15 protein-coding genes are annotated in these 24,350 nt (G+C 67.7%); 7 read left to right on the top strand and 8 right to left on the bottom strand.

The window, feature by feature from the left end; all coding sequences use genetic code 11:
* Positions 1-9 precede the first annotated feature (9 nt).
* On the top strand, positions 10-567 hold the full coding sequence (locus EV192_RS11810; RefSeq protein WP_341770853.1) for an Lrp/AsnC family transcriptional regulator: 558 nt from the start codon (positions 10-12) through the stop codon (positions 565-567).
* Positions 568-761: 194 nt separating this feature from the next.
* On the top strand, positions 762-1,253 hold the full coding sequence (locus tag EV192_RS11815; RefSeq protein ID WP_132114302.1) for a helix-turn-helix domain-containing protein: 492 nt from the start codon (positions 762-764) through the stop codon (positions 1,251-1,253).
* 374 nt (positions 1,254-1,627) lie between these two features.
* Here EV192_RS11815 and EV192_RS11820 read toward each other — a convergent pair whose 3' ends face one another.
* The gene (locus EV192_RS11820; RefSeq protein ID WP_132114304.1) at positions 1,628-4,657 is read right to left on the bottom strand and encodes a tetratricopeptide repeat protein; all 3,030 of its coding nucleotides are present in this window, start codon (positions 4,655-4,657) and stop codon (positions 1,628-1,630) included.
* 329 nt (positions 4,658-4,986) lie between these two features.
* Here EV192_RS11820 and EV192_RS11825 point away from each other — a divergent pair, with 329 nt between their 5' ends.
* Positions 4,987-6,201 (top strand): hypothetical protein, encoded by a 1,215-nt coding sequence (locus EV192_RS11825; RefSeq protein ID WP_132114306.1) that lies wholly within the window; start codon positions 4,987-4,989, stop codon positions 6,199-6,201.
* Positions 6,202-6,619: 418 nt separating this feature from the next.
* On the opposite strand, the gene EV192_RS11830 is transcribed toward EV192_RS11825, so the two are convergent.
* Positions 6,620-8,749: a tetratricopeptide repeat protein gene (locus EV192_RS11830; RefSeq protein ID WP_132114308.1), complete on the bottom strand. Its 2,130-nt coding sequence runs from the start codon at positions 8,747-8,749 to the stop codon at positions 6,620-6,622.
* Between the two features lie 142 nt (positions 8,750-8,891).
* On the opposite strand from EV192_RS11830, the gene EV192_RS11835 reads away from it, so the two are divergent.
* Positions 8,892-9,476 carry a Uma2 family endonuclease gene (locus EV192_RS11835; protein WP_132114310.1) on the top strand — a complete coding sequence of 195 codons (585 nt, stop codon included), beginning with the start codon at positions 8,892-8,894 and terminating at the stop codon, positions 9,474-9,476.
* A gap of 97 nt (positions 9,477-9,573) precedes the next feature.
* Here the strand turns inward: EV192_RS11835 and EV192_RS11840 are convergent, their stop codons facing one another.
* The 4 genes from EV192_RS11840 to EV192_RS11855 form a co-directional block, all read right to left on the bottom strand.
* Entirely contained in the window at positions 9,574-10,365 is a 792-nt protein-coding gene (locus tag EV192_RS11840) for a S1 family peptidase (protein ID WP_132114312.1), read from the bottom strand.
* A gap of 116 nt (positions 10,366-10,481) precedes the next feature.
* Complete coding sequence (locus EV192_RS11845; RefSeq protein ID WP_132114314.1) at positions 10,482-11,867, bottom strand: NAD-dependent succinate-semialdehyde dehydrogenase; 1,386 nt, start codon at positions 11,865-11,867, stop codon at positions 10,482-10,484.
* Entirely contained in the window at positions 11,864-13,171 is a 1,308-nt protein-coding gene (gene gabT / locus EV192_RS11850) for a 4-aminobutyrate--2-oxoglutarate transaminase (RefSeq protein ID WP_132114316.1), read from the bottom strand. Before gabT ends, EV192_RS11845 begins: the two co-directional genes overlap by 4 nt.
* A 52-nt stretch (positions 13,172-13,223) precedes the next feature.
* Complete coding sequence (locus EV192_RS11855) at positions 13,224-14,555, bottom strand: PucR family transcriptional regulator (protein WP_165960342.1); 1,332 nt, start codon at positions 14,553-14,555, stop codon at positions 13,224-13,226.
* Between the two features lie 66 nt (positions 14,556-14,621).
* On the opposite strand from EV192_RS11855, the gene EV192_RS11860 reads away from it, so the two are divergent.
* Complete coding sequence (locus EV192_RS11860) at positions 14,622-15,518, top strand: universal stress protein (RefSeq protein WP_132114320.1); 897 nt, start codon at positions 14,622-14,624, stop codon at positions 15,516-15,518.
* A gap of 64 nt (positions 15,519-15,582) precedes the next feature.
* On the top strand, positions 15,583-17,505 hold the full coding sequence (locus EV192_RS11865) for an FAD/NAD(P)-binding protein (RefSeq protein WP_243726786.1): 1,923 nt from the start codon (positions 15,583-15,585) through the stop codon (positions 17,503-17,505).
* On the opposite strand, the gene EV192_RS11870 is transcribed toward EV192_RS11865, so the two are convergent.
* Together EV192_RS11870 and EV192_RS11875 are read right to left on the bottom strand one after the other, a co-directional pair.
* Positions 17,408-18,295, bottom strand: coding sequence for an SDR family NAD(P)-dependent oxidoreductase (locus EV192_RS11870; RefSeq protein WP_132114324.1), 888 nt, complete (start codon positions 18,293-18,295; stop codon positions 17,408-17,410). The two genes, EV192_RS11865 and EV192_RS11870, sit on opposite strands and share 98 nt — an antisense overlap.
* A gap of 334 nt (positions 18,296-18,629) precedes the next feature.
* Complete coding sequence (locus EV192_RS11875; RefSeq protein WP_132114326.1) at positions 18,630-22,067, bottom strand: tetratricopeptide repeat protein; 3,438 nt, start codon at positions 22,065-22,067, stop codon at positions 18,630-18,632.
* Between the two features lie 262 nt (positions 22,068-22,329).
* Between EV192_RS11875 and EV192_RS11880 the strand changes: the two genes are divergently transcribed.
* Positions 22,330-24,270, top strand: a complete 1,941-nt coding sequence (locus EV192_RS11880) for a phospholipase A2 (protein WP_165960343.1) — start codon at positions 22,330-22,332, stop codon at positions 24,268-24,270.
* Positions 24,271-24,350 lie beyond the last annotated feature (80 nt).

The raw sequence follows: 24,350 nt of genomic DNA on the forward strand, positions 1-24,350 counted from the left end.
GTTGGTATCGTGACGCTTGTCCACGCCGGTGGCGCACTCGAAGACGAGTTGCCGGCGGCCACGCGACAGGAGGTCCGGATGTCCCACCAGATGTCCGGCCACCACCAGACCGATGGACGGATGGCCGCCCCACTCGACGAGATCGACCGCAACATCGTCGAACTGCTGCGCACAGACGGCCGAATCTCCGTGCGAAAACTGGCCGAACAGGTGAACGTCTCCCGAGCCAACGCCTACGCCCGGATCGAACGCCTGACCACCACCGGCGTCATCACCGGCTACCACGCCACAATCGACCCCCACCGTTACGGCTACACGGTCTCCGCCTACCTGGCCGTGAAACTCCGCCAACGCTCCTGGCGGGAATTCACCGAACGCCTGGCGGACATGCCGGAAGTCGAACACGCGGCCATGGTCTCCGGCGGCTACGACGGCCTCCTCCTGGTCCGCACCACCGACAGCGACGCCCTGCGCGACGTGGTCCTCGACCGCCTCCAAGCCATGCCCGAAGTGATGGCCACCCACACCATGTTCATCCTCGACGAACTGCGCCCGAAGCAGCGCTGAACACCGCCGCCTCAGCGTGCCCCGGACTGCGGGAAACACATTCGGCAATGTGATCTAGACCAAGCACTTACCCGATCGAGTGAAGAATCGGTAGAGTACTACCAGTGCTCAAGAAATCCTGTCATGAACTCTTTGACAGGCAGTCTCCTTCTCAGCCCACAGACGGACCCCCACACCGGGAGGAGCAGGTCCTGATGAGTGGTGAGACGGCCGACAGAGCCATCACTCGCGCACTCGGTGATGAGATAAGACGCGCTCGCGACGGACAAGGGTTGACTCGTGCGGAGCTTGTCGAGCGCATGCCCGCCGACATCAGTATCCAGACCCTGGCGAACTACGAGTACGGCATCCGCCAGTGCACAGTGTCGCGACTTGTCGAGATATGTCAGGCATTGGGCGTCTCGGCGACCAGCCTGCTCGGGCTGGCGTTGCAGCGTGCACGAATCGACTTGTACACCAACGACTTCCAGGTGGACCTGCACGCGGTCGCGCGGAACGAGGAGACGGACCTGGACCTGTTGCGCACCTGGGCGCGCAACCGGCTCGCACTGGAACCAGAGGGATCAGGAGTCGCCCGTCTGGAACGGACACTCGTGGAGCAGTGGGCCATCATGCTAGGGATGAGCTGGTCCGAGTTCGTGCGTTGTCTCTTGGCATTCACGCCCGGCGCCGCCCCACAGTGGTGAGACAGCGCCGGCCCAGGCTCAGGCGTCCGCGAAGTAGTAGGGCCACCAGTCAGTATGCGCGCCTAAGTCCGGCGCGCCGAGGGTGGTCGTGGTGCTCGTGAGCGCCTCCGGGGTCACCTCTCTGCTGTCGACAGGCGCGGTAGCCAGACAAGCCAGGACAAGCCAAGCAGCAGCTGTAGCGGCAGCTGCTTTGAGACGTTTGGTCAACGCGAGCCCTCCCGGCGAACACAGTCGCCAAGAATCGAGAAATCCACAACGGTCAGACCAGGAATCTGGTCTCTGTGGGTCCAGATCATCTCGTGCTGACCGGCGTGGCGTCAACCGCCCGCTAGCACTTCCTGTCCATGGAGAAGAAGTGCTCGATCTTGTCGCGGTCAGTGGTCCGCTATGTCCGAAGTCGTACCAAGATCAGGCAACGCCGGCTTGGACACCAGGGACGATGTTCGGGCATAAGGGACTTTCGTCTGACCTTCCTGAATCCTCCGCAGGTTGGCCCTGATCTCCGCGGCTCGGACAGCCGGACCGACCGCCGCATAGATCTCCGCGGCACGTTGCCACGCGGTCGCGGCGTCATACAGCTCGCCGCATGTGTAGTACAACTGGCCGAGTACATCCCACGACTGAGCCTCGGCCGTGAGGTTCCGGGTCTGCTGACTGATCTCGATCGCCCGCCGGGCATGCTCGTAGGCGTCGTCGGTCTCGGCGAGGTGGGCGGTGATCTCAGCCAGCGCCAGCCGGACCCGGATGCTGATCGCGAAGTCGGGGAAGGGGGCGCCGCTGATCACATCGAGCGCCTGTCGGCTGTACGCGACCGCGCTCGCGTAGTCGTCACGGTCGCGGTAGACCGAGCCGATCTCCAGCAGCGCGGTGGCCTGGACCGACCTCTCGTCGATCCGCTGGGCGTGAAACTGCGCCTGGTGCAGGTGCACAAGCGCTTCATCGTGTTGATCCAGACCAATTAGGGCTTCACCGAGCAGACAGTGGGCCCACGCGAGGCCTTCCTGATCCGAGGCTTGCTGGTTGACACGCAGGCAGCGGTCGAAAAGCGCTGCGGCAGCGGCAAAGTCGCCTCGACGCATCGTCAGCCTGCCCAGCAACGTCAGCGTGGATCCCTGGCCCCGGAGGTGGTGCGTCTCCTCCGCGAACCGCAGCGCGGCGAGCAGAGCGCGTTCGGCCTCGACGAGCTCACCGCGGACCGTCAGCACCATTCCGAGCCCTGCCAGCGACGACGCCTCGGCCTCACGCTCACCCGCCGCTGCGGCGGATGACACCGCCAGTGCCCTGACCTGTTGGCTGTCAGCGTATGAGCCCTTGCGGTCGAAGACAGTCGCGATCATGTCGGCGAGCCGCCACGCGTGGGCGTGCAGCCCCCGGTCAGCGGCGTACTTCACCACGGCGACAGCAGTCATTCGTTCTTGATCGAACCACGCCTTCGCATGCTCGGCATCCGCGAAAGTCAAGCCAGGCACTGGACTCTCCATCGACAGTCCAGGCGCGGTCGGTTGTCCCGGATAGAGGGTCTTGTGCGCCGCCGTCGCCGTGGCCAGGTAGTGGCTCACGATCCGCAAGTCGGCCGCGCGCCGCTGCTCCGCTGGTTCGTCCTGCTCCGCGCAGGTGAGGGAGAACTCACGAATCAGATCATGGAACTGAAAGCGATCAAAGGCGTGCGGCGACTCGAGAAGGTGGGCGCCAACCAAGATCCGAAGGCTTCGTCTGGTTTCCATGGGGGTTCGGTCGTCGTATACCCGCGCTGTCTCCGTACTCATGTCAGTTCCCGGATGCAGACCCAGGAGGCGGAACAGACGGCGCTCGGGAGCGGCCAGCGCTTGGTAGGACCACATGAAGAACGCGGTAGCGGTGTGCAGTTCGTCTTCGTCCTGACCGATTTCGGTGATCAGGTCACGGATCGTCAGGTTTCGGACGAAGGTCGACAGCTGGGCCGACCGCCGGTCGCCGACATGGTCGGTGAGGATGGTGATGATCAAGGGGAGGCCGTGACACAGGTCCGCCAGATGGGCTTGGACATCGGGGGCGAGTTCGTGGCGTAGGTCAAGGCGGGCGGAGAGAAGTTCGATCCCTTCGACCGGGGTCATCGGATCGACTCGGATCCGACGGGCACCGGTGGCCGTACTGAGCGCGGTCAGACGCTGTCGGCTGGTCACGACGACAAGGCAATTGGTGAGCAGCGGTATCAGCCGCTGGACATGATCGGTGCTGCGAGCATTGTCCAGAATCACCAGAGCTCGCCGCTCGGCAAACAGCTGGCTGAGCAGCAGCTCCTTGGAGCGCGGAGAGTAACCACTGTCGGGTGGATATCCCAGAGCGAGAAGGAAGTCGTCCACAACGGTTGACTGCGGAATTTTCTGATGCGGGGAGAAGCCGTTCAAGTTGACATAGAGATCCCCACCGGGGAAGTGTTTCCTGACGCGATGCCCCCAGTGCACGACGAGGGCCGTCTTTCCGACCCCGGCCATACCGTCCACAATCACTATGCCGCTCGGTCCAGCCTCCTTGTCCGCGGTCACAGTGGCCACATCGAGTGCGTCGATCAGGGCACGCCGGCCGACGAACTTCGGCACATCATGCGGAAGTTGACGAGGCACCAGAAGGGGGGCGGCCGGCAGAGTCTGATCGTTTTCCGCGGTCTGGCTCACGAGCCGGTCGTGATGTCTCCGCAGGTGCTCCATCGCCTGATCGTCGGCATCCCGACGGAACCGCTGCCGCATGTTGATGTAATACGCGTTGAGCTCCAGTGAGCGGGACAGACCGTGCAGGGTGGAAAGCCGCAACTTAACCAGGTTGACATCGTCCGGGTAGTCGATCTGGAGTTCGTTGAGCTGCACCAGCGCGTCCTCGAACTGGCCGGCCGCGATCAGGGCCGCCAACAACGTCGTGTTCGCCGGGAGCCATTCGTCCTGGATGACCCGGGTGCGCCAGGCCTCGGCCGGCTCGCTGGAGATGTCGTCCAACGGTCGCCCTCGCCACAGCGCCAGCGCCTGTCTGGCACAGTCCCGGGCCCGGACTGCTTCATTCTGGTGGCTGAACTCCCTGGCCTGGGCGATGAGTGCGCGGAACTGATGGTAGTCGATCAGGGATTTGTCCACCTCAAGGAGGTAGCCGCCATTGGCCGCGGACAACAGCGGTCGCGGCGACAAGCGATCGAGTGACCTACGCAAGCGGGTCGCGTACGTGTGCAGAGTGGAAACCGGATCTTGCGGGCCGCGTCTTTCTCCGGACCAGACCCACTCCAGCAAGGTGGCGATCGGAACGGTTCGGTTGGGATACAGCAGCAGGGTCGCCAAAATGGCGTGCTCACGCGGCCGTCCCCACTTTTCCTGAAGTTCACCGCCGATGCGGAGTGCGACGCGTCCCAAGATTCCGAATGTGATCTCCACCAGCTCCACCCCGTTGCTGGGTATCCACGTCCATGCAGTGTGCTCCGGGATTCTTGATCAATCCAGGGGCCGCCGCCCCGCCGAGACGGCCTCGTGACCTCTCATCGCACGATCAGCGCAACTGTCCTGGCGATTGTTGGTCCGTTGAAAGTCTGGTGACAGCCGACAACCCCATTATTGACCTCGGTGTCGTCCACATCCGAGTTGTGCACCGCGGAATCGTTCCGGTGTCCGCACCTTGTCCAGTTTTTCGACAGCACGCTGTCCAGATGGCGAATCGACACTGGGCCGGCCGGCCGAGTGGAGAGAGTCTCCCGCCGGGCCGGCGGGGGTGCGCAATGCATGAGATGTGGGTGAAGGGCCCGTTCGGCGTCGACGCGGTGAACCGGCTGACTCGTGGCGGATGCCGCATGGTGCTGGTCATGATCCCGTCGATGACCGCGGGCACCCGCCTGATGGACCTGGTTCCGCTGCTGGCAGCGGATCACCGCGTCCAGACGGTGTTCACGGTTCCGCACGCCGGTGAGACATGGCACGGCGCAGCCGAGTTCCTCGATCACCACGGCTGCCTGACCGTTCCCTGGCACCAGGCGCGGCAGCACACATGGGATCTGATCCTGACCGCCAGCCATCGTCAGATCGAGCAGGTGCGGGGCAGGATGTTGATCCTGCCGCACGGGGCGGGAAACCTGATGTCCCGCCGCTACAGCCGGAAGGCGGGTGTTCCGGCACGACCTTCCACCGGCCTGGACGCCGAACTGCTCACCTTCCGCGGTCGAGTCATCCCCACCGCGATCGCACTGACACACGACACCGAACTCAAGGCGTTGCGGCGTTCCTGCCCGGCAGCCTTGCCCACTGCCGTCATCGCGGGCGACATCTGCCTGGACCGAATGGTCGCCAGCACACCGTATCGCGAGCAGTACCGGGCGGCGCTGGGCGTCGGCGTCGGCGTCGGCGACACGCTCGTGACGGTCAGCTCGACGTGGTCGGCGACGTCGACCTTTGGCTGCCGTCCGGAGCTGTACTCCCGGCTTCTGGACGAGAGCCGCGGCGCCCGGGTCAAAGTCGCCGCGGTGCTACACCCGCTGATCTGGGCCGTGCACGGCACATACCAGGTCCGCCTTTGGCTGGCGGACGCCATCCGCCGCGGACTGATGGTGATCCCGCCGCACGACGGCTGGCAGGCGACCATGATCGCCGCGGATCACGTGATCGGCGATCACGGCTCCACGACAAGCTACGCCGCCGCGATCGGGCGGCCGGTCCACCTGGCCGCCTTCCCCGACCACAACATCCGGAGCGGGAGCATCGCCGCGGCAACGGCCTCGGTCGCGCTGCGGCTGAGGCACGACCGGTCGATAATTCCCCAACTGGAGTCGGCAGCACCCCCGCCGGCGAAAGTCGACAGAGTGTCCAACGTGATGACCTCACGTCCCGGGCAGGCCGCAAAGACCTTGCGTACCACCATGTACCGGCTGCTCGATATGACCGAGCCAGTTTGGCCGCCGCCGATGTCCGCAGTCGCGACACCTCGGCCGTTGTGGCGTTGAGAGGCGATCATGGAGCTCTTCGATGGTTTGGCTGTCACCGTGGACATCACGCCGCTCGCCATGGGCGCCAGTCACATCAACTGGTCGCTGTGCGGTCAGGTGCAGGGACTGGGTGACGGAATGTTCGTCAACGCGAGCCGCGCGAATCACCGGTGGGTTGTGGTCGCTGACGCGATCGCGTGTCCGCACACCCCTTCGGGTACGCCAGCCACTGAAGCGATACGCCCATTGCTGGCGCATGACGCGCTTGTCGCCGTCATGGCCGTTGCCCGACGTCGTTGGCTCGTGCGATGCCGTGCCGGCGAGGAGCTCGTCGTCACCGTGCCGCCGTCAGGTCGCGGTCTCCGGCTGGCGTGGATGGCGGCGCTGTACGGCTGGCTGTCCTGTGGCCAACCGCTTGCCGGCTGGCCCGCCGAGGTCAATGCTGGTCCGGCTCGGCCTGTTCCGCCAGCCGGGCACGCATCGCCTCCGCGGCTGGATCCCCGACAGACGCGTACAGGTCGGCGGCTTCCTGATAACTGACCCGCGCGGCTTCGTGCTTTCCTTGTCGTCGCGCGACCTCACCAAGCCTGGACAGGACTTCAGCCTGATAGTACGGCGAACCGAGCTGACGCACGAGCTCCAGCGCGTGCTGCAACTGGAGTTCCGCACGCTCCAACTGGTCCGTGCGCATGCACGACTCGGCGAGGAACAGCAACGTTCGGGCGTATTGCGTGTCGTCGCCGAGAGCCTGCATCGCTTCGGCGGCCGCCGCAAGTTCAACCGTTGCCTCGTCATGTAATCCCTGCGCCGCAAGGACCTGCCCGATCCGCCGGCGGCACAACGCCACGCCACGCGACTGACCGATTTCCTGCTGGACGTCGCGGGCCTGGCGGTAGTACCCCAGTGCTGCCGGCAGGTCTCCGCTGTCCCGTGCGGCACGACCCAACTGGGACAGCGCCGTGGCTTTGGCCTGAACGTCCTGAACCTCGTCGGCGAGCCGCAACGCCACGGTGTTCTGGACAACGGACTCGTCGTAGCGACGTAACTTCGCGAAGGCGAAGCCGAGCTGTGATCGCAGGCGCGCTTCGGCTCGCCGATCCCCGCACCGTCCGGTGGCCGTGATCCCCAACTGATGCATCCGGATCCAGTCACCGTAGTGACGCGTGTGCAGGAAGAAACCCCACAATGCCTCGCATAGCTGCCAGACGAGCTCGTCCCATTGTTTCTCGGCCGCGACGTCCACCGCCGAGCCGAGATGAACCCGGTGGGACTCCAGCCAGGACAACGCCCCCGGCACGTCGGCGAACCGCGGGCCGCGTGGCTCGGCTTCGGGATAGCGCGGTCCCAACCGTGGCCGCAGCGGATGAACGAGCAGGTCGGCGGCAACGGACTGATCGAGATACCACTCGATCATCCGCCGTAGGGCTGACTCTCGGGCTTCCGAGGTGTCCGCGTCCTCCGCACGTTGCCGCGCGTACAGGCGCAGCAGGTCGTGGTACCGGAACTGCTCGTCGTCGACTTCGAGCAGAAAGCTGGCCTCCAGCAGGCCATCCAGTACTTCCTCGGTGCGTTCGACCGGCCAGTCCAGCGCGGCAGCGGCCACGCTGGCGCCGAAGTCGGGGCCAGGATGCAAGGAACACAACCGGTACAGACGCGCCGCATCAGGACTCTGCTCCGAGTACGACACGTCGAAGACCGCCTTCACTGACATGTCCGCACCCAACGAAAGGTCAGCGAGCCTGCGCTGTTCCATCCGCAAGTTCTCGACCTCGCGGACGATACCGCGACGCCGCCTCGTAGCCAGCCGCGCCCCGACGATCACCAAAGCCAGCGGAAGGCCGCCGCACAGCGCGGCGAGTTCACGCGCGGCGTCCGGTTCGGCTCGAACACGTTCCGCGCCAAGGATGTTCTCAAGTGCCTCGACTGAACCCGCTGGGTCCAGCGGACCCACTTCCACCCAGTGAGCACCGTCAATCGCCAGTCCGGACAGGCGGAACCGACTGGTCACCACAACCACGCTGCGGTCGCCCGCCGGCAACAGGGGCCGCACCTGGGCCGCGGAAACGGCGTTGTCAAGCAGAATCGCCAGCCGTCGGCCGGCAGTGACTGTCCTGTACATGGCAGCCCGTTGGCCAGTCTCGACAGGAACACGCTTGGCGGGAACACCCAGGGAGAGCAGAAACCATTCAAGCGCTTCGGCCGGCAGTACCGGATCGGCGGAGCCCTGTCCCAGATCAACGAACAGCTGTCCGTCCGGAAAGTCCGCACTCAGTTCGGGCAGCCACCGCAACGCGAGTGCGGTCTTCCCGACTCCCGCCGTTCCGCTCAACACGACTGTGTGGGGTCCTTCGTGGCGACCGGCCAGCCACCGGTTCAGTCTGCCGAGGTCGCCGGCCCGGCCGGCGAACGACCGAGGTGGCGGCGGAATCTGGGCTGGAACAGGCGTCCGGTCGCCGCGGTGGAAATGGATGTCCCCGATCGTGTGTGCTTGCACGACGGGGCCGGAGACGCTGCCGTGCATGTCGTTGCGTGCCGGTGGCGGTCTGGCGTCTTCATGTTCGGTCACAGCGGCCTCGCCCGTTCTCCCCAGACGGTCTCACCTCATGTATAGCCGCTCCTCGACATCGTGTCGAAAAGTCGCGAGAACCTCGTGAGTAAGCCATGGCCCCTGGTCGCGAGATCCGCGGCATGCCGTTACCGTTGACATCATGACCGCTCTTCCGGACTGGATGCAGCCTCCCCGCGAGGAGGGATGGTTCGCGGACGACCTGGACCACCTGCCTGAGGCACCTCGCCACACGGAACTGATCGACGGAGCACTCATCTTCATGATGTCCCCACAGCGGGAGTGGCATGCCATTGTGATCTACCGGCTCGCCTACGCCCTACAGGACCAAGCTCCGGACGGTTTCGTCGTCGCGCCGGAAATGACGATCCGGCTCGACAAGCGCAATCGCCCCGAGCCGGACATCGTGGTCGCGGCCAACGCTCCCGTCGAGGACCGCACCTGGTATGAGCCATCAAACGTCTCACTGGTGGTCGAGGTCGTTTCGCCCGAGTCCGACCATCGCGACAGGATGGTCAAGCCGCGTAAGTACGCCGAGGCGGGAATCCCGCACTACTGGTTGATCGAAAACGAGGACGGCCAGCCGGTGGTGCATGTGTACGAGCTGGATACCGTGACGGCGACCTACGTCCCGGCGGACATCGCCCGCGGAGTTCTGGAACGGCCGGTTCCGTTCCCGCTCGTCATAGACCTGGCCACTCTGGTCCGCGGCAAGAAGTCTCGCTAGGCGCTCGGCCTCGAGACACCGCTCGGGTCGGGGCTGGACCCGAGCGGTGTCCCCTGTCCTCAACGACCGGGGGCCGGTGAGGGTTTGCGTGGTCCGGCTAGATTCGGCCGGCCGCGGAGGCGATGGCGCTGGCGAAGGTGCTCACTTCCGCGTAGACGCCGGGCTTTCCGGGGCGGGCGCAGCCTTCGCCCCAGCTGACGATGCCGACCTGGATCCAGGCGTTGTTGTTGTCGCGGCGGAACATGGGGCCGCCGGAGTCGCCTTGGCAGGTGTCCACTCCGCCTTGGGGGCGGCCGGCGCAGATCTCGGCGGACGGGATCAGGTCGGCGTAGCTGCCGCCGGCGGCTTCGCAGGTCGCGTCGTCGACGAACGGGACTTGGGCTTTCAGTTGGAAGCGTTGCTGGGCGCCGCCTTCGGTGGCCGCTCCCCAGCCGGCGACCGTGAAGGTGCCGTTGTTGAAGCCGTTGGTCGTCGCGATCGGGAGGGTTGGGATTGAGGCGGGGGCCGGGCTGGCGAGTTTGATCAGCGAGTAGTCGCCGCCGGTCGAGGTGTTGTATGTCGGGGAGCGGTAGACGAATGTCGACTTGATCTTGACGGCCGAGGTGCTTTGCAGGTCGACCACGCCGAGGGTGGCGGTGATGGACGTGTTGTTGCCCGTGCGGGAGACGCAGTGGGCCGCGGTCAGCACTATCTGGCGGGTGTACAGGGCGCCGCCGCAGCCCATGGAGAGGCGGACCATCCAGGGGAACTCGCCCTGGGCCGCGCGGGTGCCGCCGACGACGTTCGCGGAGGGCGGCTGGGCCGCCTGTGCCGGGGTCGCCAGGGACAGGACAGTCGCGGCGCCGACTACCGCGATGGCCGATTTTTTGAGCGCGCTCAACCACTTCACTCAGATCAGTCCTTCCAGGTTCACACGAGGCAGGGATGTGAACGCGGAATCGACTACACCAGAGCTGAATCGAAGCGGTCAACCCGACTTTCTTCGGTTTCTTCTCCCCTGGCGGGTTACCACGATGTTGCGACGTACATGGTTTCCAGATATTCCTGGATGCCCTCGTACCCGCCTTCCCGGCCGAGGCCGGACTCCTTGACACCGCCGAACGGGGCCGCTGGGTCGGACACCAGGCCGCGGTTCAGGCCGACCATGCCGGCCTCCAACCGCTCGGATATCCGCAGGCCGCGGCCCAGGTCCTGGGTGTAGACGTACGCGACCAGGCCCATCTCGGTCGAGTTGGCCAGCGCGACCGCCGCGTCGGCGTCGGGCACCGTCAGGATCGTCGCGACCGGCCCGAAAACCTCCTCACGCGCCAGGACGGAGTCGTACGGAACATCGGTCACCACGGTCGGCGGGTAATGGAATCCCGGACCGGACTCGCGCTTTCCGCCAAGCAGAACACGACCGCCGGAGGAATCGACACGGCCGGCGACACCATCCACCGCACGCGAATTCACCAATGGCGCCGACGGAACCGAAGCCATCGCGTCGACCAATTTCGACGTGAATTCCGAAACGACCGAGGAATCCACGATGAATCTGTTCGCGGCCGTGCACGCCTGGCCGTAGTTGCGCATCTTCGCCAGCATCGCGCCTGCTACGGCGGCATCCACGTCGGCGTCGTCGAGCACCAGGAAAGGCGCGTTCCCGCCGAGTTCCATCGAACAGTTCACGACATGCGCCGCGGCTTGGCCGAGCAACACCCGACCGACCTGCGTCGACCCGGTGAAAGACAGTTTGCGGACGCGCGGATCGGCCAGCGCGGCCGTGACCAATTCGCCGGGTTGATCCGTAGTCAGTACATTGACGACGCCGTCCGGAATGCCCGCATTCGCGAAGATCTCCGCGAGCAGCAACGCGGTCAGCGGCGTGTCCTCGGCCGGTTTGAGCACGACCGTGCAGCCGGCCGCGAGCGCCGGGCCGATCTTGCGGGTCGCCATCGCCGCCGGGAAGTTCCACGGCGTCAACAGCAGCGCCACCCCGACCGGACGGCGGAACGTCAGGATCCGGTTGGCGCCACTGGGCGCGACCCGCAGCTCGCCGTCGATCCGCACGGCCTCCTCGGCGAACCATCGCAGGAACTCGGCCGCGTACGTCACCTCGGCCAAGGCGTCCGCCTGCGACTTCCCCATCTCGCGCACGATCAACGCGGCGATCTCGTCACGTCGCGCGATCATGCCCTCGAACGCACGCCGGAGCAGCTCGCTGCGCTCGCGCGGTGCCGTCGCGGCCCACAGGGGCTGCGCGGTGTGCGCGGCGGTGATGGCCCGGTCCAGGTCGTCCAGCCCCGCGCGCGCAACGGCAGCGATGCGAGCAGCCGACGATGGATCAAGCACGTCGAACGACCCCGCGGAACCCGCGCTCCAGGTGCCGTCGACGAACAGATCGGTTCTCACAGGACCTCCGCCATAGCCATATCCAAGATGTCCAAACCCTCGACGAGCAGGGCGTCGTCGATCACCAACGGCGGCAGGAACCGCAGCACGTTGCCGTACGTACCTGCCGTCAGCACGATCAGCCCGGCCCGGTGGCACGCCGCCGCGACCGCCGTGGACTTCGCCGCCCCCTTCTCGGCGAACTCGACGGCCAGCATCGCGCCACGCCCACGGACGTCACCGATGGCGTCGTACTTCGCAGCCAACGCGTCCAGTCGCGGACGCATGGTCGCTTCAATCCGTCGCGCCGCCCCGCACAGGTCCTCGGCGCGCATGGTCTCGATGGCGGCGAGGGCCGCCGCGCACGCGATGGGGTTGCCACCGTACGTCCCGCCGAGGCCGCCGGAGTGCACGGCGTCCATCACCGAGGCGCGCCCGGTGACGGCGGCGAGTGGCAGCCCGCCGGCGATGCCCTTCGCGGTCGTGATCAGGTCCGGCACGATCCCCTCGTGCGTGCAGGCGAACCAGTCGCCGGTCCGGCAGAACCCGGTCTGGATCTCGTCCGCGATCAGCAGGATCCCGCGGTGCCGGCACCAGTCCGCGACCCGCTTGAGGAACCCGGGCGCGGGTACGACGAACCCACCCTCGCCCTGGATGGGTTCGACGATCACCGCGGCGGTGTTGTCCACCCCGACTTGGACAGTCACCGCCGCGGTGAACGCCTCGAACGCCTCATCGGCGCAGTTCTCGGAGGGCCAGCGGTACGGGTACGCCATCGGCACCCGGTGGATCTCCCCGGCGAACGGACCGAACTTGTGCTTGTACGGCATGTTCTTCGCGGTCAGGGCCATGGTCAGGTTGGTCCGGCCGTGGTACGCGTGGTCGAACGCGACGATCGCCTGCCGCCCCGAGTAGTGCCGGGCGATCTTGACCGCGTTCTCCACGGCCTCCGCGCCTGAGTTGAACAACGCGGACCGTTTCTCGTGGTCGCCGGGCGTCAACGCGTTGAGCTCTTCGGCGACGGCGATGTACGGCTCGTACGGCGTGACCATGAAACAGGTGTGCGTGAACCGCTCCACTTGTTCCTGAACCGCGGCCACGACGCGCGGCGCGGAGTTACCGACGCTCGTCACCGCGATGCCGGAGCCGAAGTCGATGAGCTGGTTGCCGTCGACGTCGACCGAGATCCCGCCGACGGCACGTTCGATGTACACGGGCAGGGTCGTGCCGACGCCGGGAGCGACCGCGGCGGTCTTGCGTGCGTGCAGCTCCAGAGACCGCGGGCCAGGGATCTCGGTACGCAGAACGCGCCGCTGCTCGGTCATGACCTCATGGAACGACCCGGCCCGCGGCCGTGTCTCTTGGCCATTTGGCCAATCAGTTGTCCAATTGGAGAGCCAGCCAGAGCTCGGCCCGCGCCCCGGTGTCCGCCACGCGCCGGCCGAGGATGTCCTCGATCTTCTGGATCCGGTACTTCAGCGTGTGCCGGTGGATCCCCAGGCGGGTGGCCGCCTCCGCCCAGCCGCCGTCGCATTCCAGGAACGTCCGGAGCGTCTCCAGCAGCATCGGCGACTCCCGCAGCGGCGCCAGCAACGCCCGGACGTACCCGCGAACCGCCGGAGTGTCCACATACGACAGCAGCCCGTCGTGCGCGTTGACGATCCCGGGCCCGGTCAACGCGCCGACCAACCCACGCGCCTGGTCCACGGCCTTGGGCAGGTCTGCCAGGCGCACCGGGTCACTGACCGCCGCCCGCCCGCACTCCCCCAGGTCAAGCTGCACATCCGCCTCGATCACGCACAACAGGCCGTCCTCGTCCGGCACACTCAACAGACCGCGCGCGTCGACGTCCTGCAGGATCGCCACGCGCACCGGCGGTTCCGGCAGCGTGACGATCTTCGCCGCGTCGTCGACGAACCCGTTGACGAGCAGCCGCACCGCAGCGGCCCGCAGCGCTCGCGCCTGCTCGGCTTGCAGGGACAGCAGAAGCACCGCGATGGCGATGACACCAGGCCCGTCCGGGCCGAGGTTCGGTGTGCCGACCGCGAGGTAGCCGCCCTCAATCGGGTGCGCGGAGATCTGCACGCCGTCCCGCGCCCAGGACACCGAGAACCGCCCGGTTTGCTCGATCCGGTCCAGCTCGGCCCGCACGTCCCGAAGTTCCTTGCGTGCCTTCGCCGGCGCCACGGCCACCAGTCCGGCGTCCTGGTCGAGCACCATCGCCCAGCCACCCAGCCATTTCGCCAGCCGGGCCGTGACCGACGCGACCGGGTCGGCGGCGGCGAGGGCCTTGATCAGCGCCCGCTCGGCATCCACTGTGGACCGCGCGGCCCGGACCGCGGTCCTGGCCATGTCGTCGGCGACGAACCGGACGAGGTCGGCGAACCTGGTGTCGAACGGCACCTCCACCAGCGGCACGTCCAACGCGGCACACGCGTCGACAAGATCGCCGGGGACGGTCCGATGCGACAGCCCCACGCCGAAGCCGATCCCGGCCACGCCGGCCTCGGCCAGCCTGGCCACGTACTCACCTGGATCCCGCAGCTGCAGCCCGGTGGTCAGAAGGAGCGTGCCGGCTCGCAGGAACGGCGTCGGGTCGGCCAGCTCACTCACATGCACCCAGTCCACCGGCCGGTCGAGCGCGCCCGCACCTGCCAGGACGCGCAGGTGGAAGGCTCGTTGGCGGACGATCGCGGCGAGGGTGATCACGGACCCATGGTGCGGGGAACGCGCGGCGGGAGCAAAGTAGGGGCACGACCCAGGAAGCGAGGACACATGTCAGAATCCGCTCACGACGCGGTCGTAGTCGGCTATGACGGCTCGCCGACCGCGCGCCAGGCAGCCCACTGGGCCGCGCACGAAGCCGCGACACAGCACCGCCGGATGCTGGTGGTGCACGCCTTCCGCTGGCCGCTGACCGAGCTGACGCAGATGCGGGTCGAAGCCGTGGTCCTGCCCGAGGAGCCGTTCCGCCAGGAGTACGGGAAGCTCGTCGACACCCTGGTCGCGGAGTGCCAGGCGCTGGCCCCGGCGATCTCGGTGAGCGGCGAGGTGATCACCGGCGAGCCCGTCGACGTCCTCGAACGGGTCTCGACGAACGCGAACCTGCTGGTCCTGGGCTCGGCCGGGCACGGAACCGCGCACCAGGTGCTGCTCGGCTCCACGTCCGCGGAGCTGGTCCGGCTGGCCCACGCGCCGATCGTGGTGGTCCGCGGCACGGACAACCCCGCGACCCACCGCCGGGTCGTCGTCGGCGTCGACGGTTCCGAGACAGGCGCCCACGCCGTCGACTTCGCCTACGACTACGCCGCCCGCCACGACGCCGAACTTGTCGCCGTGCACGCCTGGAGCGACCTGCCGCTGGACGCGCTGGCGCCGGTCCGCGAATGGGACGTGGACTGGCCGGAGATCAGCCGCGCGGCCGACCTGATCCTCGCCGAGGCGCTCGCCGGCCACACCGCCCGCCACCCGGACGTCCAGGTCCGCCGGGTGGTGGCGATGAGCAAACCGGTCCAGGCGTTGCTGGACGAGGCCGACCACGCGGACCTGCTCGTGGTGGGCAGCCACGGCCGGGGCGCGGTCCGCCGGATGCTCCTCGGCTCGGTCAGCCAGGCTGTCCTGCACTACGCGAAGTGCCCGGTGGCCGTCATCCGCGTGTCGAATCCGGCATAGCGCAAGGGGGTCCAGCAGGTGGGCGCGCTTGACCAGGTGCGGAGCGGCCCGGAGTAATGGGTGGGTGGCCTCGATCGCGATCATCGGCGCCGGCCCGCGTGGGGTCGGGGTGCTGGAGCGGCTTGGTGCCAACGCCGACACCGGTGGGCCCGTGGACGTCCACCTGATCGACCCGTTCCCGCCCGGTCCCGGCCGGGTCTGGCGCTACGACCAGTCCCCGTTGCTGCGGATGAACTCGATGGCCGAGGACGTGACGATGTTCCTGGACGACAGCGTCACGTGCGAGGGGCCGATCACGACCGGCCCGTCACTGGCCGAATGGGCCGAAGGTGTCCGGGACGGCACCATCGCGGCGGATCTCCCCGAGGACGTGCTCGCCGAGGTCACATCGTTGACAGGGACCACTTTCCCGACCAGAAGGCTGCAGAGCGGTTACCTGACCTGGTTCTTCGACCACACGAGACGCGCCCTGCCGGCGAACTTCACCGTCACGGTCCACCGCGACACGGTCCGCCGGATCAGCGGCGGCGACGGGCCGCAAACCCTGTGGCTGAACGGAAAGACCATCGTCGCCGACGTCGTCGTGTTCACCCTGGGCCATCTGGACAGCCGGGCTCGCGGCGAGGAAGCGGAACTTCAGCGCCACGCCAGGGAAAACGACTTGTTCTACCTTCCGCCGGAGTACTCCGCGGACGCGGACCTCAGCGGTATCAGGCCCGGCGAGGACGTGCTGATGCGCGGCTTCGGTCTGGCGTTCATCGACCTCATGGTGCTGCTGACCGAAGGGCGCGGCGGCAAGTTCCGCACCGAGGTCGACGGCACGCTCACGTATCTCCCGTCCGGTGAGGAACCCCGGCTGTACGTCGGTTCCCGGCGAGGCGTCCCCTATCACGCCAAGACGAACTACCGGCTGAAAGCCGGCCGCCCGCCGCTCCCCCGGTTCTTCGGCCCCGAAGCCGTCGCGCGGTTGACCGCGCGGGACGAGTTGGACTTCACGAAGGACATCTGGCCGTTGATGGCCAAGGACATCGCCTGGGGTCACTACCACGAGCTGTTCAACGGCCACCCCGACCGGGTCACCGCCTCCTGGGCCGAGTTCAGCGAACGGTTCGCCGAACTCACCTGGGGCACAACGGAAATGCGCACTCTGGTCGCGGAGACCGTGCCACGCCAGGAAGATCGTTTCGACGTCGAGTCCACGGACCGCCCGCTGACCCAGGCGTTCGACCGGGCCGAAGACCTCCAGGACCACCTGAGAACCCTGATCCGCCAGGACATCGACCGCCGGGAGAACGACGAGCACAGCCAGGATCTCGGGGCGTTCGTCGGCCTGCTGTCGGCGTTCGGCAACCTCGCGCCGGTCGCGGCCGCCCGAAAGCTCACCACGACGTCGTTCGTCCGGGATGTCGGCTGGTGGCTGGGGTTCTTCAACTTCCTCGCCAGCGGCCCGCCCGGACACCGGCTGGAGGAGCTGCTTGCGTTGTCCCGCGCGGGAATCGTCCGGTTCGTCGGCGCCGACATCCGGATCGAGGCGAGGCCAGGCGGGTTCACCGCGACCAGCCCGAGCAGCCCCGCGACGATCGAGGCGACCGCGCTGGTGGAGGCCCGGCTGCCGAAGCCCACCCTCAAGCACACCACCAACGAGCTGCTGCTGGACCTCTACCTGTCCGGCGACGGGGCCCAGGACGTGCTGGCGAACCCGACGGTGGAGACCGGCCGGCTCCTGGTGGCGCCGGCCGACCTCCGCGTGATCGACACCTCGGGCCGGGCGCACCCGCGCCGGTTCGCCCTGGGTGCGCCGACAAGCGTGGTGGCCGCGGCTGCTTTCGCGCGGCCACACACGAACGCGCCGTCGTTCCGGCAGAACGACCTCGTGGCCCGTACCGTACTCAGGACGCTGTCGCCGGCACGATCCACTTGCGCAGCCGCGGCGGGAGGCGCTTCTCCATGCCGTACGCCTCCAGATGCCCCTGGAACACCTCGTTGAAGGCGTGCTCGACGCCTTCGGAGTCCCACACGTCCCGTTCCAGGATCGGCGCCTTGAAGTACGGCTGCCCGATCAGGTGCAGCTGCGGCCCGTTGCACCGGATCACCTGGCCCGTGATCCCGTGCGAACGGTCCGACAACAGGAACAACACGACCGGCGCCACCCGGCTCGCGGTCCGGTCCGGCGGGCACGCCCGCAGCGACCGCTCGGACTTCCACACCATTCTGGTGTGCGCCAACGGGCACAGCGCGTTGACGCGGATGTTCGCCTCCTCCATGTCCAGCGCCCACGCGTACGTGAGCGAAGCCACGGCACCCTTGGACGCGGCGTAGACGCCCAGTTTCCGCTGTCCCAGGTGTGCCCCTGACGAGATGTTCACGATCGAGCCGCCGCCCTGCGCCCGCATCTGCCGGGCGGCCGCCACTCCCACGTACATCACCCCGAGGACGTTGACTTCGACCAGCTCCCTCATCTGGTCGATGTCCTCGTCCCAGGGCAGGGCCTCATAGTTGAGGCCGGCGTTGTTGACCAGTCCGTCGACTTGGCCGAACTCGCGGACGCACAGGTTGACGATCGCCTGCGCTTCCACGGGATCGGCCACCGAGTGGGCACTCGCGACGACCTTGCCCCCTTGCGCCCTGATGCTCTCCGCGGTCCGTTCCGCCAGGTCACCGTCGATGTCGTTGACCACCACAGCCGCTCCCGCGTGAGCGGCGTGCAGCGCGAACGCCTCACCGAGGCCGCGTCCGGCCCCGGTGACGACCACTGCCTTCCCGTCCAAGAACCTCATGGCACAACCGTGGCAGTGAATCGGTTACTCGGATGGGTGACCCGCGCCGAACGGTCTACTCATTGCGCCAAACGCACCAACGACTTCGGTCGAGCCGTACTGCCGCGCTGTCTCCGGTGGTGGTTCAAACTGCCGATCTAATTCTGGAAGTTGCCGGTCCGCAATTTAGTCGAACGGCAAACCAGCAGGTCAGGTGGGTTGAATTTATGCCGTTGAACAACGTTATGACGTATAGGGATAGTTCACTCCTGATCCACTGGATGCCATTATCGTTCATCATGTCCGGGGCGTACTACGGCATAGGGGGGTATGTCGTAGTACCTCCGGGCATCGGCTATCCGTCGGCGGATGGTACGCCGAGGTCCTTCAGAATCGCTTTCGCGCTGGTGCGCTCGACCAGCGCGTCCGCCGTTTCACCGAGCGCCTCCAGGACCTGCCCCTTGGCCTCCCGCGCCCATGCCTCCACAAGCCGCTGACCGGTCTTGCGCGCGATCGTCAACGCCTGCTGTGCGTGGTCGTACGCGTGCGAGAACTCGTTGACGGCCAACTCCCCCAACGCCTGCATGGTGAACGCCCTGGCCTCCAGCAGCCGCATGCCCGAGTCGTGCATGACGGCCAACGCGTCCCGGGCAGCCGTCAACGCCTCGGCCACGTGCCCCGCTCGGCGCAGCGCGGCGGACATGCCGATCAGGACGGACGTTTCGCCATAACGGAACTCGATGTCCCTGGCCAGTTGCAGGGCCTCCCGGTAGTGCCCCAACGCGATGTCGAGATGTCCGCGACGCATGTGCGCGGTGGCCACGATGTCCAGACCGCTGACCTCGTGCCGGCGTTCGCCAAGCTGACGGCCCTGCGTGATACCGGTCCGCGCGAGCACAACCGCGCGCCGGTAACGGCCCGCGTCGCAATGGGTCTCCGCGAGGCAGATGATCGTGGTCACCTCGCCGTGCCGGTCACCCAACTGACGGCACGTGGCGAGCGCCCGCAGATGACACTGCACGGAGTTCTCCATGTCGCCCATGGCCCAGTGCGCGAGCCCGGCACCGTTGAGCGCGCGGGCCTCGGTGTAGCGGTTGCCCAGTTCCCTGGCCAGCGTGATGGACTGCTTGTGCCAGCTCAACGCCTGGTCCGGCCGGCCGAGGGACAGCTGGGCCACGCCGACGTAGTTGAGGCCGGTGGCCTCGCCGACCCGGTTGCCGGTCTCCCGGTGGATCGTCAACGCCTGTGCGTAGTAGATGGCCGCCTGAGCCGGCCGACCCAACTGCGAGTGCACGCGGCCAAGGTTGTGCAGGGAGGCGGCTTCGCCCGTGCGGCTGCCGATCCGGCGGTTCACCGCCAGCGCCTCGCTGTGGTGCGTGATGGCCCGCTGGTAGTCGCTGAGGTTGTAGTAGACGAGCCCGAGGATGTCCAGCATGGACGCCTCGGCCAGCGGGTTGTCCTCCTCGCGCGCGGCGCGCAGGCCGACATGGCTGATCTCCAGCCCGTCCACGCCGTGTCCACGGCTCACGAAGTACCCGCGCAACGCGTCGGTGATCTGCCACGCGTACCGACGCGGTCCTTGCATGGCCGCGCGGTTGACGGCCGCGATGAGGTTGGGACGTTCCGCATCCAGCCAGGCAACCGACTCCAGTTCGTCAGTCAACGCGGGCACAGGCACGCCGTCCGCGATCATCGGGACCGTCAGCCGCATGGTGTCCGGGAACAGACGGCTCGTCGCGGCGTGCGCGGTGTGCAGATAGAAGTCGTACAGCCGCTCGAGCGCGTGCTCGACGTCCTCTCCTTGTTCCTGTGCCCGGATGCCGGCGTACTCGGCGAGTAGGTCGTGCAGGCCGAACCGGTCCCCTGCTTCGGGGTGGACCAGGTTGGCCGACACGAGTTGGCCGAGCAGGCGGCGCACGTTGGTGGGGTTGCCGGCGGTCAGCGCGATGGCCGCGTCCGGCGAGAAGTCCGTGCCGGGAACCAGCCCGAGCAGTCGGAACAGGCGTTGCGCCTCGGGCTCCAACTGCTTGTACGACAAGTCGAACGCGGCCTGCACGGCCCCTTGCTCGTCACCGTCGACCGACAGCCCGGCGAGCCGGCCCTGCCGCCGGAGATCCGCGGTGTACGCGGCGATCTCGGTGTGTGGCCCGGAACTGAGGTTCGCCGCGGCGATGCGCAGCGCCAACGGCAGGTACGCGCACGCGTCCAGCAGGTCCGCGACGGACGCCGGTTCGTCCTGCATCCGGTCCGTACCAATGGTTCTGGCCAACAACGCGCGTGCCTCGTCCGGGTGCAGCCCGTCCAGCGCCAGCCGGTGCGCGCCTTCCCGGGCCGATAGGCCGCCGAGCCGGCCCCGGCTGGTCACCAGGACCAGACAGCCGGCGCTGCCGGGCAGCAATGGCCGGACCTGGTCCACCCCGCCGGCGTTGTCGAGCACGATCAGGACCCGGCGGTTGGCCAGCAGGGTCCGGTACAGGCCCATGCCCTCCTCGACGTCGATCGGGACCTGCTCGCCGGGCACGCCCAGCGCGTGCAGGAACCGGGACAACGCGTCCAACGGGCGCATCGGCGGCCCTGAGGCGTATCCCCGCAGATCCACGTACAGCTGCCCGTCGGGATAACGGCTCCGGATGCGGTGCGCCCAGTGCACGGCGAGCGCGGTCTTGCCGACCCCGGCGATGCCCTCGATGGTCACGATCACCACCGCCGTGTTGTGGCGGTCCTCGGGCACAAGCGCGTCCAGCACCTCAAGCTGTGCCTCCCGGCCGGCGAAGCCGGTCACGTCGGCGGGCAGCTGCGCCGGGATGCTCCGGCTCGTCATCGGCGCGACGGTGGACACGTGCGGCACCTCGCGTTGCAGGATCCGCAGGTGGGCCTCGCGCATCTCGATGCCCGGCCGGACCCCCAACTCGTCCGCGAGCCGGTCACGGATGTCGCCGAACAGCCGCAACGCCGCCGCCTGCTGCCCGGAGCCCGCCAACGCGGTCATCAGCCGCGCGTTGAGGCCCTCGTGCAGTCCACCGTGCAACGGATCCTCACCGGACAGCCGCAGCAACTGGGTCGTGGCCTGCTCGTGCCGGCCGAGCCCGATCGCCACGTCCGCATGGCCCAGCACCGCCGCCAGGCGCTGTTGGGCCAACGCCAACGCCGCCGGATGCTGCCGCAGCCGGTCAGGCATGTCCGACAGGACCGTGCCGCGCCAACACTGCAACGCCTCCACGAACATCGCCTCGGCCGTGTGCGGCTCCTCCGCCGCGATCCGCCGCGCCTCCCCGGCCAACTCGTCGAACCGCAGCGAGTCAAGGCCGTCCGCGTCCACCCGCAACAAGTAGCCGCCGTGCGCCGCGGTGATCGGCTGGGCCGGGTCGAGCGCCCGCCGCAGCCGGGCCACATAGGTGTAGACCAGGTTGAGCGACGACTTCGGCGGGTGCTCACCCCAGAGCACGTCCACGATCTCCTCCCGGGTCACCACCCGGTTGGGCTGCAACGCCATCAGCGCCAACAGCGACCGCGGCATGGACGGTCCGATGTCCACCGGACCGGCACCCGTCCGCACGCTCAACGACCCCAGCACGCCGATCCGCACCTCGGTGCGACCGTCCAGAACCAGCCCCACCACCTCGGCCAGCCGCCGCATCGACGCCGGCCGCGGCCTGGCCACCCGCCCCTGCTCGATATACCGGACCGCGCGCACACTCACGTCCGCCCGGTCCGCCAATTCCTGCTGGGTAAGCCCAGCACGGACCCGGTGAGCACGGAGCAGCTCACCTATCTCGCTCGGCCCGAACGCCATGTTGATTGCCCTCGCTCCGCTCGGGCGGGCTTGGTCGCCTATAGCCGACCATTTCCACCCCGCCCCACGCTACCGACATCTCCGCTCGGGGCTGGCCACCGCTGGGCCTGGGGCGATGTCGGGCGTGTTGCGGAGTGTAAATGATCGGCGCGACCAAGCCGGCTGTCTTTGTTGACCGATGCCTGCCAAGCCGGCTAGCCCCCATCGGAAGGGGTGGGCCAGCCGTGCGGCACCTGTGGATCTCGGCGGGTACTTTTTGCATGTGCGCAGGTTGTTGGGGGTGATCGCGGTCATTGTGGCCGCTTTGGGCTTCGGTGTCGTCGCCTCCCGGCCGGCCCCGCCGCCGTCCGACATCGCGCCCGGCGATGTCGCGGCGGCCGCACGGGTGATAGAAGCGTTGCTGCGTCCCGATTCCGGGGTGGACCCGATCAGCCTGCTGCCGCCGGACTACCACACCGTCATGCAGGCCGTCCCCGGCCACCTGCGGGCGCCGGACGGGACACTGCGAGCGGTCCATTTGGACGGTGGCTGTTCGACACCGTTCGGTGACGACAACACCGAGTGGGACTACAGCGTCGGCTGCAAGGCGCACGACTTCGGGTACGACGTGCTGCGGTACGCCGACCGCAAAGGCCACCCGTTGCCCGCGTACCTGCGGCGTGACCTGGACAATCAGCTCTCCAAGGACATGCACGCGCAGTGCGTGCTCAACCCGCGCGGTTCGGCGGGCAAATGCGAGGCCGTGGCGGACCTGTACACGGTCGGGCTGATCGTGAACTCGTGGCACCAGCGTTGGGGCCCGCCGCGGGCCGAGCCGATCTCGTCCTGGTTGGTGGGTGTGCTGGTGGTCACGTTCCTGCTGGCCGCCCGGCCGCCGTGGGTCCGTCGCCGGGTCAACCCCACCGAGGTGGCCGCGCCCGACCGTGGCCCCGCTGACCGGTACATGGGGCTGCTGCGGATGCTGAGCATGGCCGGGGTCGTGGTCGGCGAGACCGTGCTCGCGCTCACGCACACGAGCGGCTTCTGGCTGTTGCAGCTGGGCCCGTTGCTGTTCTTCGCGGGTGGCCACGCCAACCTGCTGGCCTGGCGGGAGTCGGGCGGCGACTACGGGACATACCTCGCGAACCGGATCAGCGCCCTGCTCCGGCCGGTGTTCGCGTTCGTCCTGGCCTGGCTGATCGTGCCGCTCGCGCTGGAGGCGTTGGACGCGCCGGAGAACACTGTGACGTCCGTCGGCGGCCTTGTGTTGCAGCCGCTGTGGCTGTTGGGGATCTTCCTGATCACAGTCGCCGCGTGCCCACCCATGCAGTGGCTGTACGAACGGTTCGGCGCGGCTGTGCCTGTGGTCTTTCTGGTGGCGTCGACGGTCGTGGACATGGCGGGTTCAACAGCCGCGTATGTGCACGTGAGCGGCATTCTGCTGGCGCTTGGATTCGCGCAGTTGACGTTCCACTGGGATTCGGGGGCACTGCGGCAGGTGCCGCGGTCGGTGTTGGTCGCCGTGGCCGTGGTGTCGTTGGTCGGGTTCGTCGTCCTGCATTACTTGCCATTGCTTGGTATCGCGCAGGTGTGCGTGGCGTCCATGGTCCGGTCGTTCGAGTGGGTGCCGAAGCGGTCCGTCCGGTTGCTCACGTCCATGCCGATGACGATCTATCTGGTGTATGTCGGGATCGTGCTGGTGTACTTCGGGCTGACCAGCGCGGCCGGCGCGGACTGGTTCACCCGGCCACGCACCTGGCTGGGGGTCGCGATGATCATGGCGGCCACCCTGGCGGCGTACCTGTGGTTCGAACGCCGGCCACGGCCGGTGGCCGTGCTGACCGGCCCGGTCACCGGTGTCCACGCGCTCGCCTCCGCGCTCGGGGTCGGCTACGGCGTCCTCGGCGTGCTCGGGTTCGCGGTGACCGGCGTCACCTGGCAGATCGGCGCGCCTTGGCTGTTCGGTGTGGCCCTCGACCCGTTGGCCAACCTGATCCACCTCATGCTGGGCGGGTATCTGCTGCACTGCGTGCACAATGGGACCAGTGGCCGGCCGTGGCCATGGGCGCTCACGGCCGTGGCGTGCGTGCCGCCGATCTTCACGACGTGGAGCAGGTTCGGGCTCGTGGTACACAGCGTGACCGTGATCGTGGCGCTCGCCACAGCAGGGGCTCTGGTGGTGACCCGGCTGCGCACCAGGAGTACACCCGTCAGCACCGGATAAGGCCCCGAAGTGTGACTGCTGGCGCGCCGTACCACTATGGGGTCAGCAGTCACGTTGTGACGGTGTGCCAGGCTACTGCA

Origin of the sequence: Actinocrispum wychmicini (genome assembly GCF_004345645.1) — a bacterium.
GTDB lineage: Bacteria > Actinomycetota > Actinomycetes > Mycobacteriales > Pseudonocardiaceae > Kibdelosporangium > Kibdelosporangium wychmicini.

What these genes read in the sequence shown, in the direction of transcription:
- EV192_RS11815 (WP_132114302.1), top strand. Translation starts at nt 762, where the DNA reads ATGAGTGGTGAGACGGCCGACAGAGCCATCACTCGCGCACTCGGTGAT.
- EV192_RS11825 (WP_132114306.1), top strand. Translation starts at nt 4,987, where the DNA reads ATGCATGAGATGTGGGTGAAGGGCCCGTTCGGCGTCGACGCGGTGAAC.
- EV192_RS11835 (WP_132114310.1), top strand. Translation starts at nt 8,892, where the DNA reads ATGACCGCTCTTCCGGACTGGATGCAGCCTCCCCGCGAGGAGGGATGG.
- gabT (WP_132114316.1), bottom strand. Translation starts at nt 13,171, where the DNA reads ATGACCGAGCAGCGGCGCGTTCTGCGTACCGAGATCCCTGGCCCGCGG.
- EV192_RS11860 (WP_132114320.1), top strand. Translation starts at nt 14,622, where the DNA reads ATGTCAGAATCCGCTCACGACGCGGTCGTAGTCGGCTATGACGGCTCG.
- EV192_RS11870 (WP_132114324.1), bottom strand. Translation starts at nt 18,295, where the DNA reads ATGAGGTTCTTGGACGGGAAGGCAGTGGTCGTCACCGGGGCCGGACGC.
- EV192_RS11875 (WP_132114326.1), bottom strand. Translation starts at nt 22,067, where the DNA reads ATGGCGTTCGGGCCGAGCGAGATAGGTGAGCTGCTCCGTGCTCACCGG.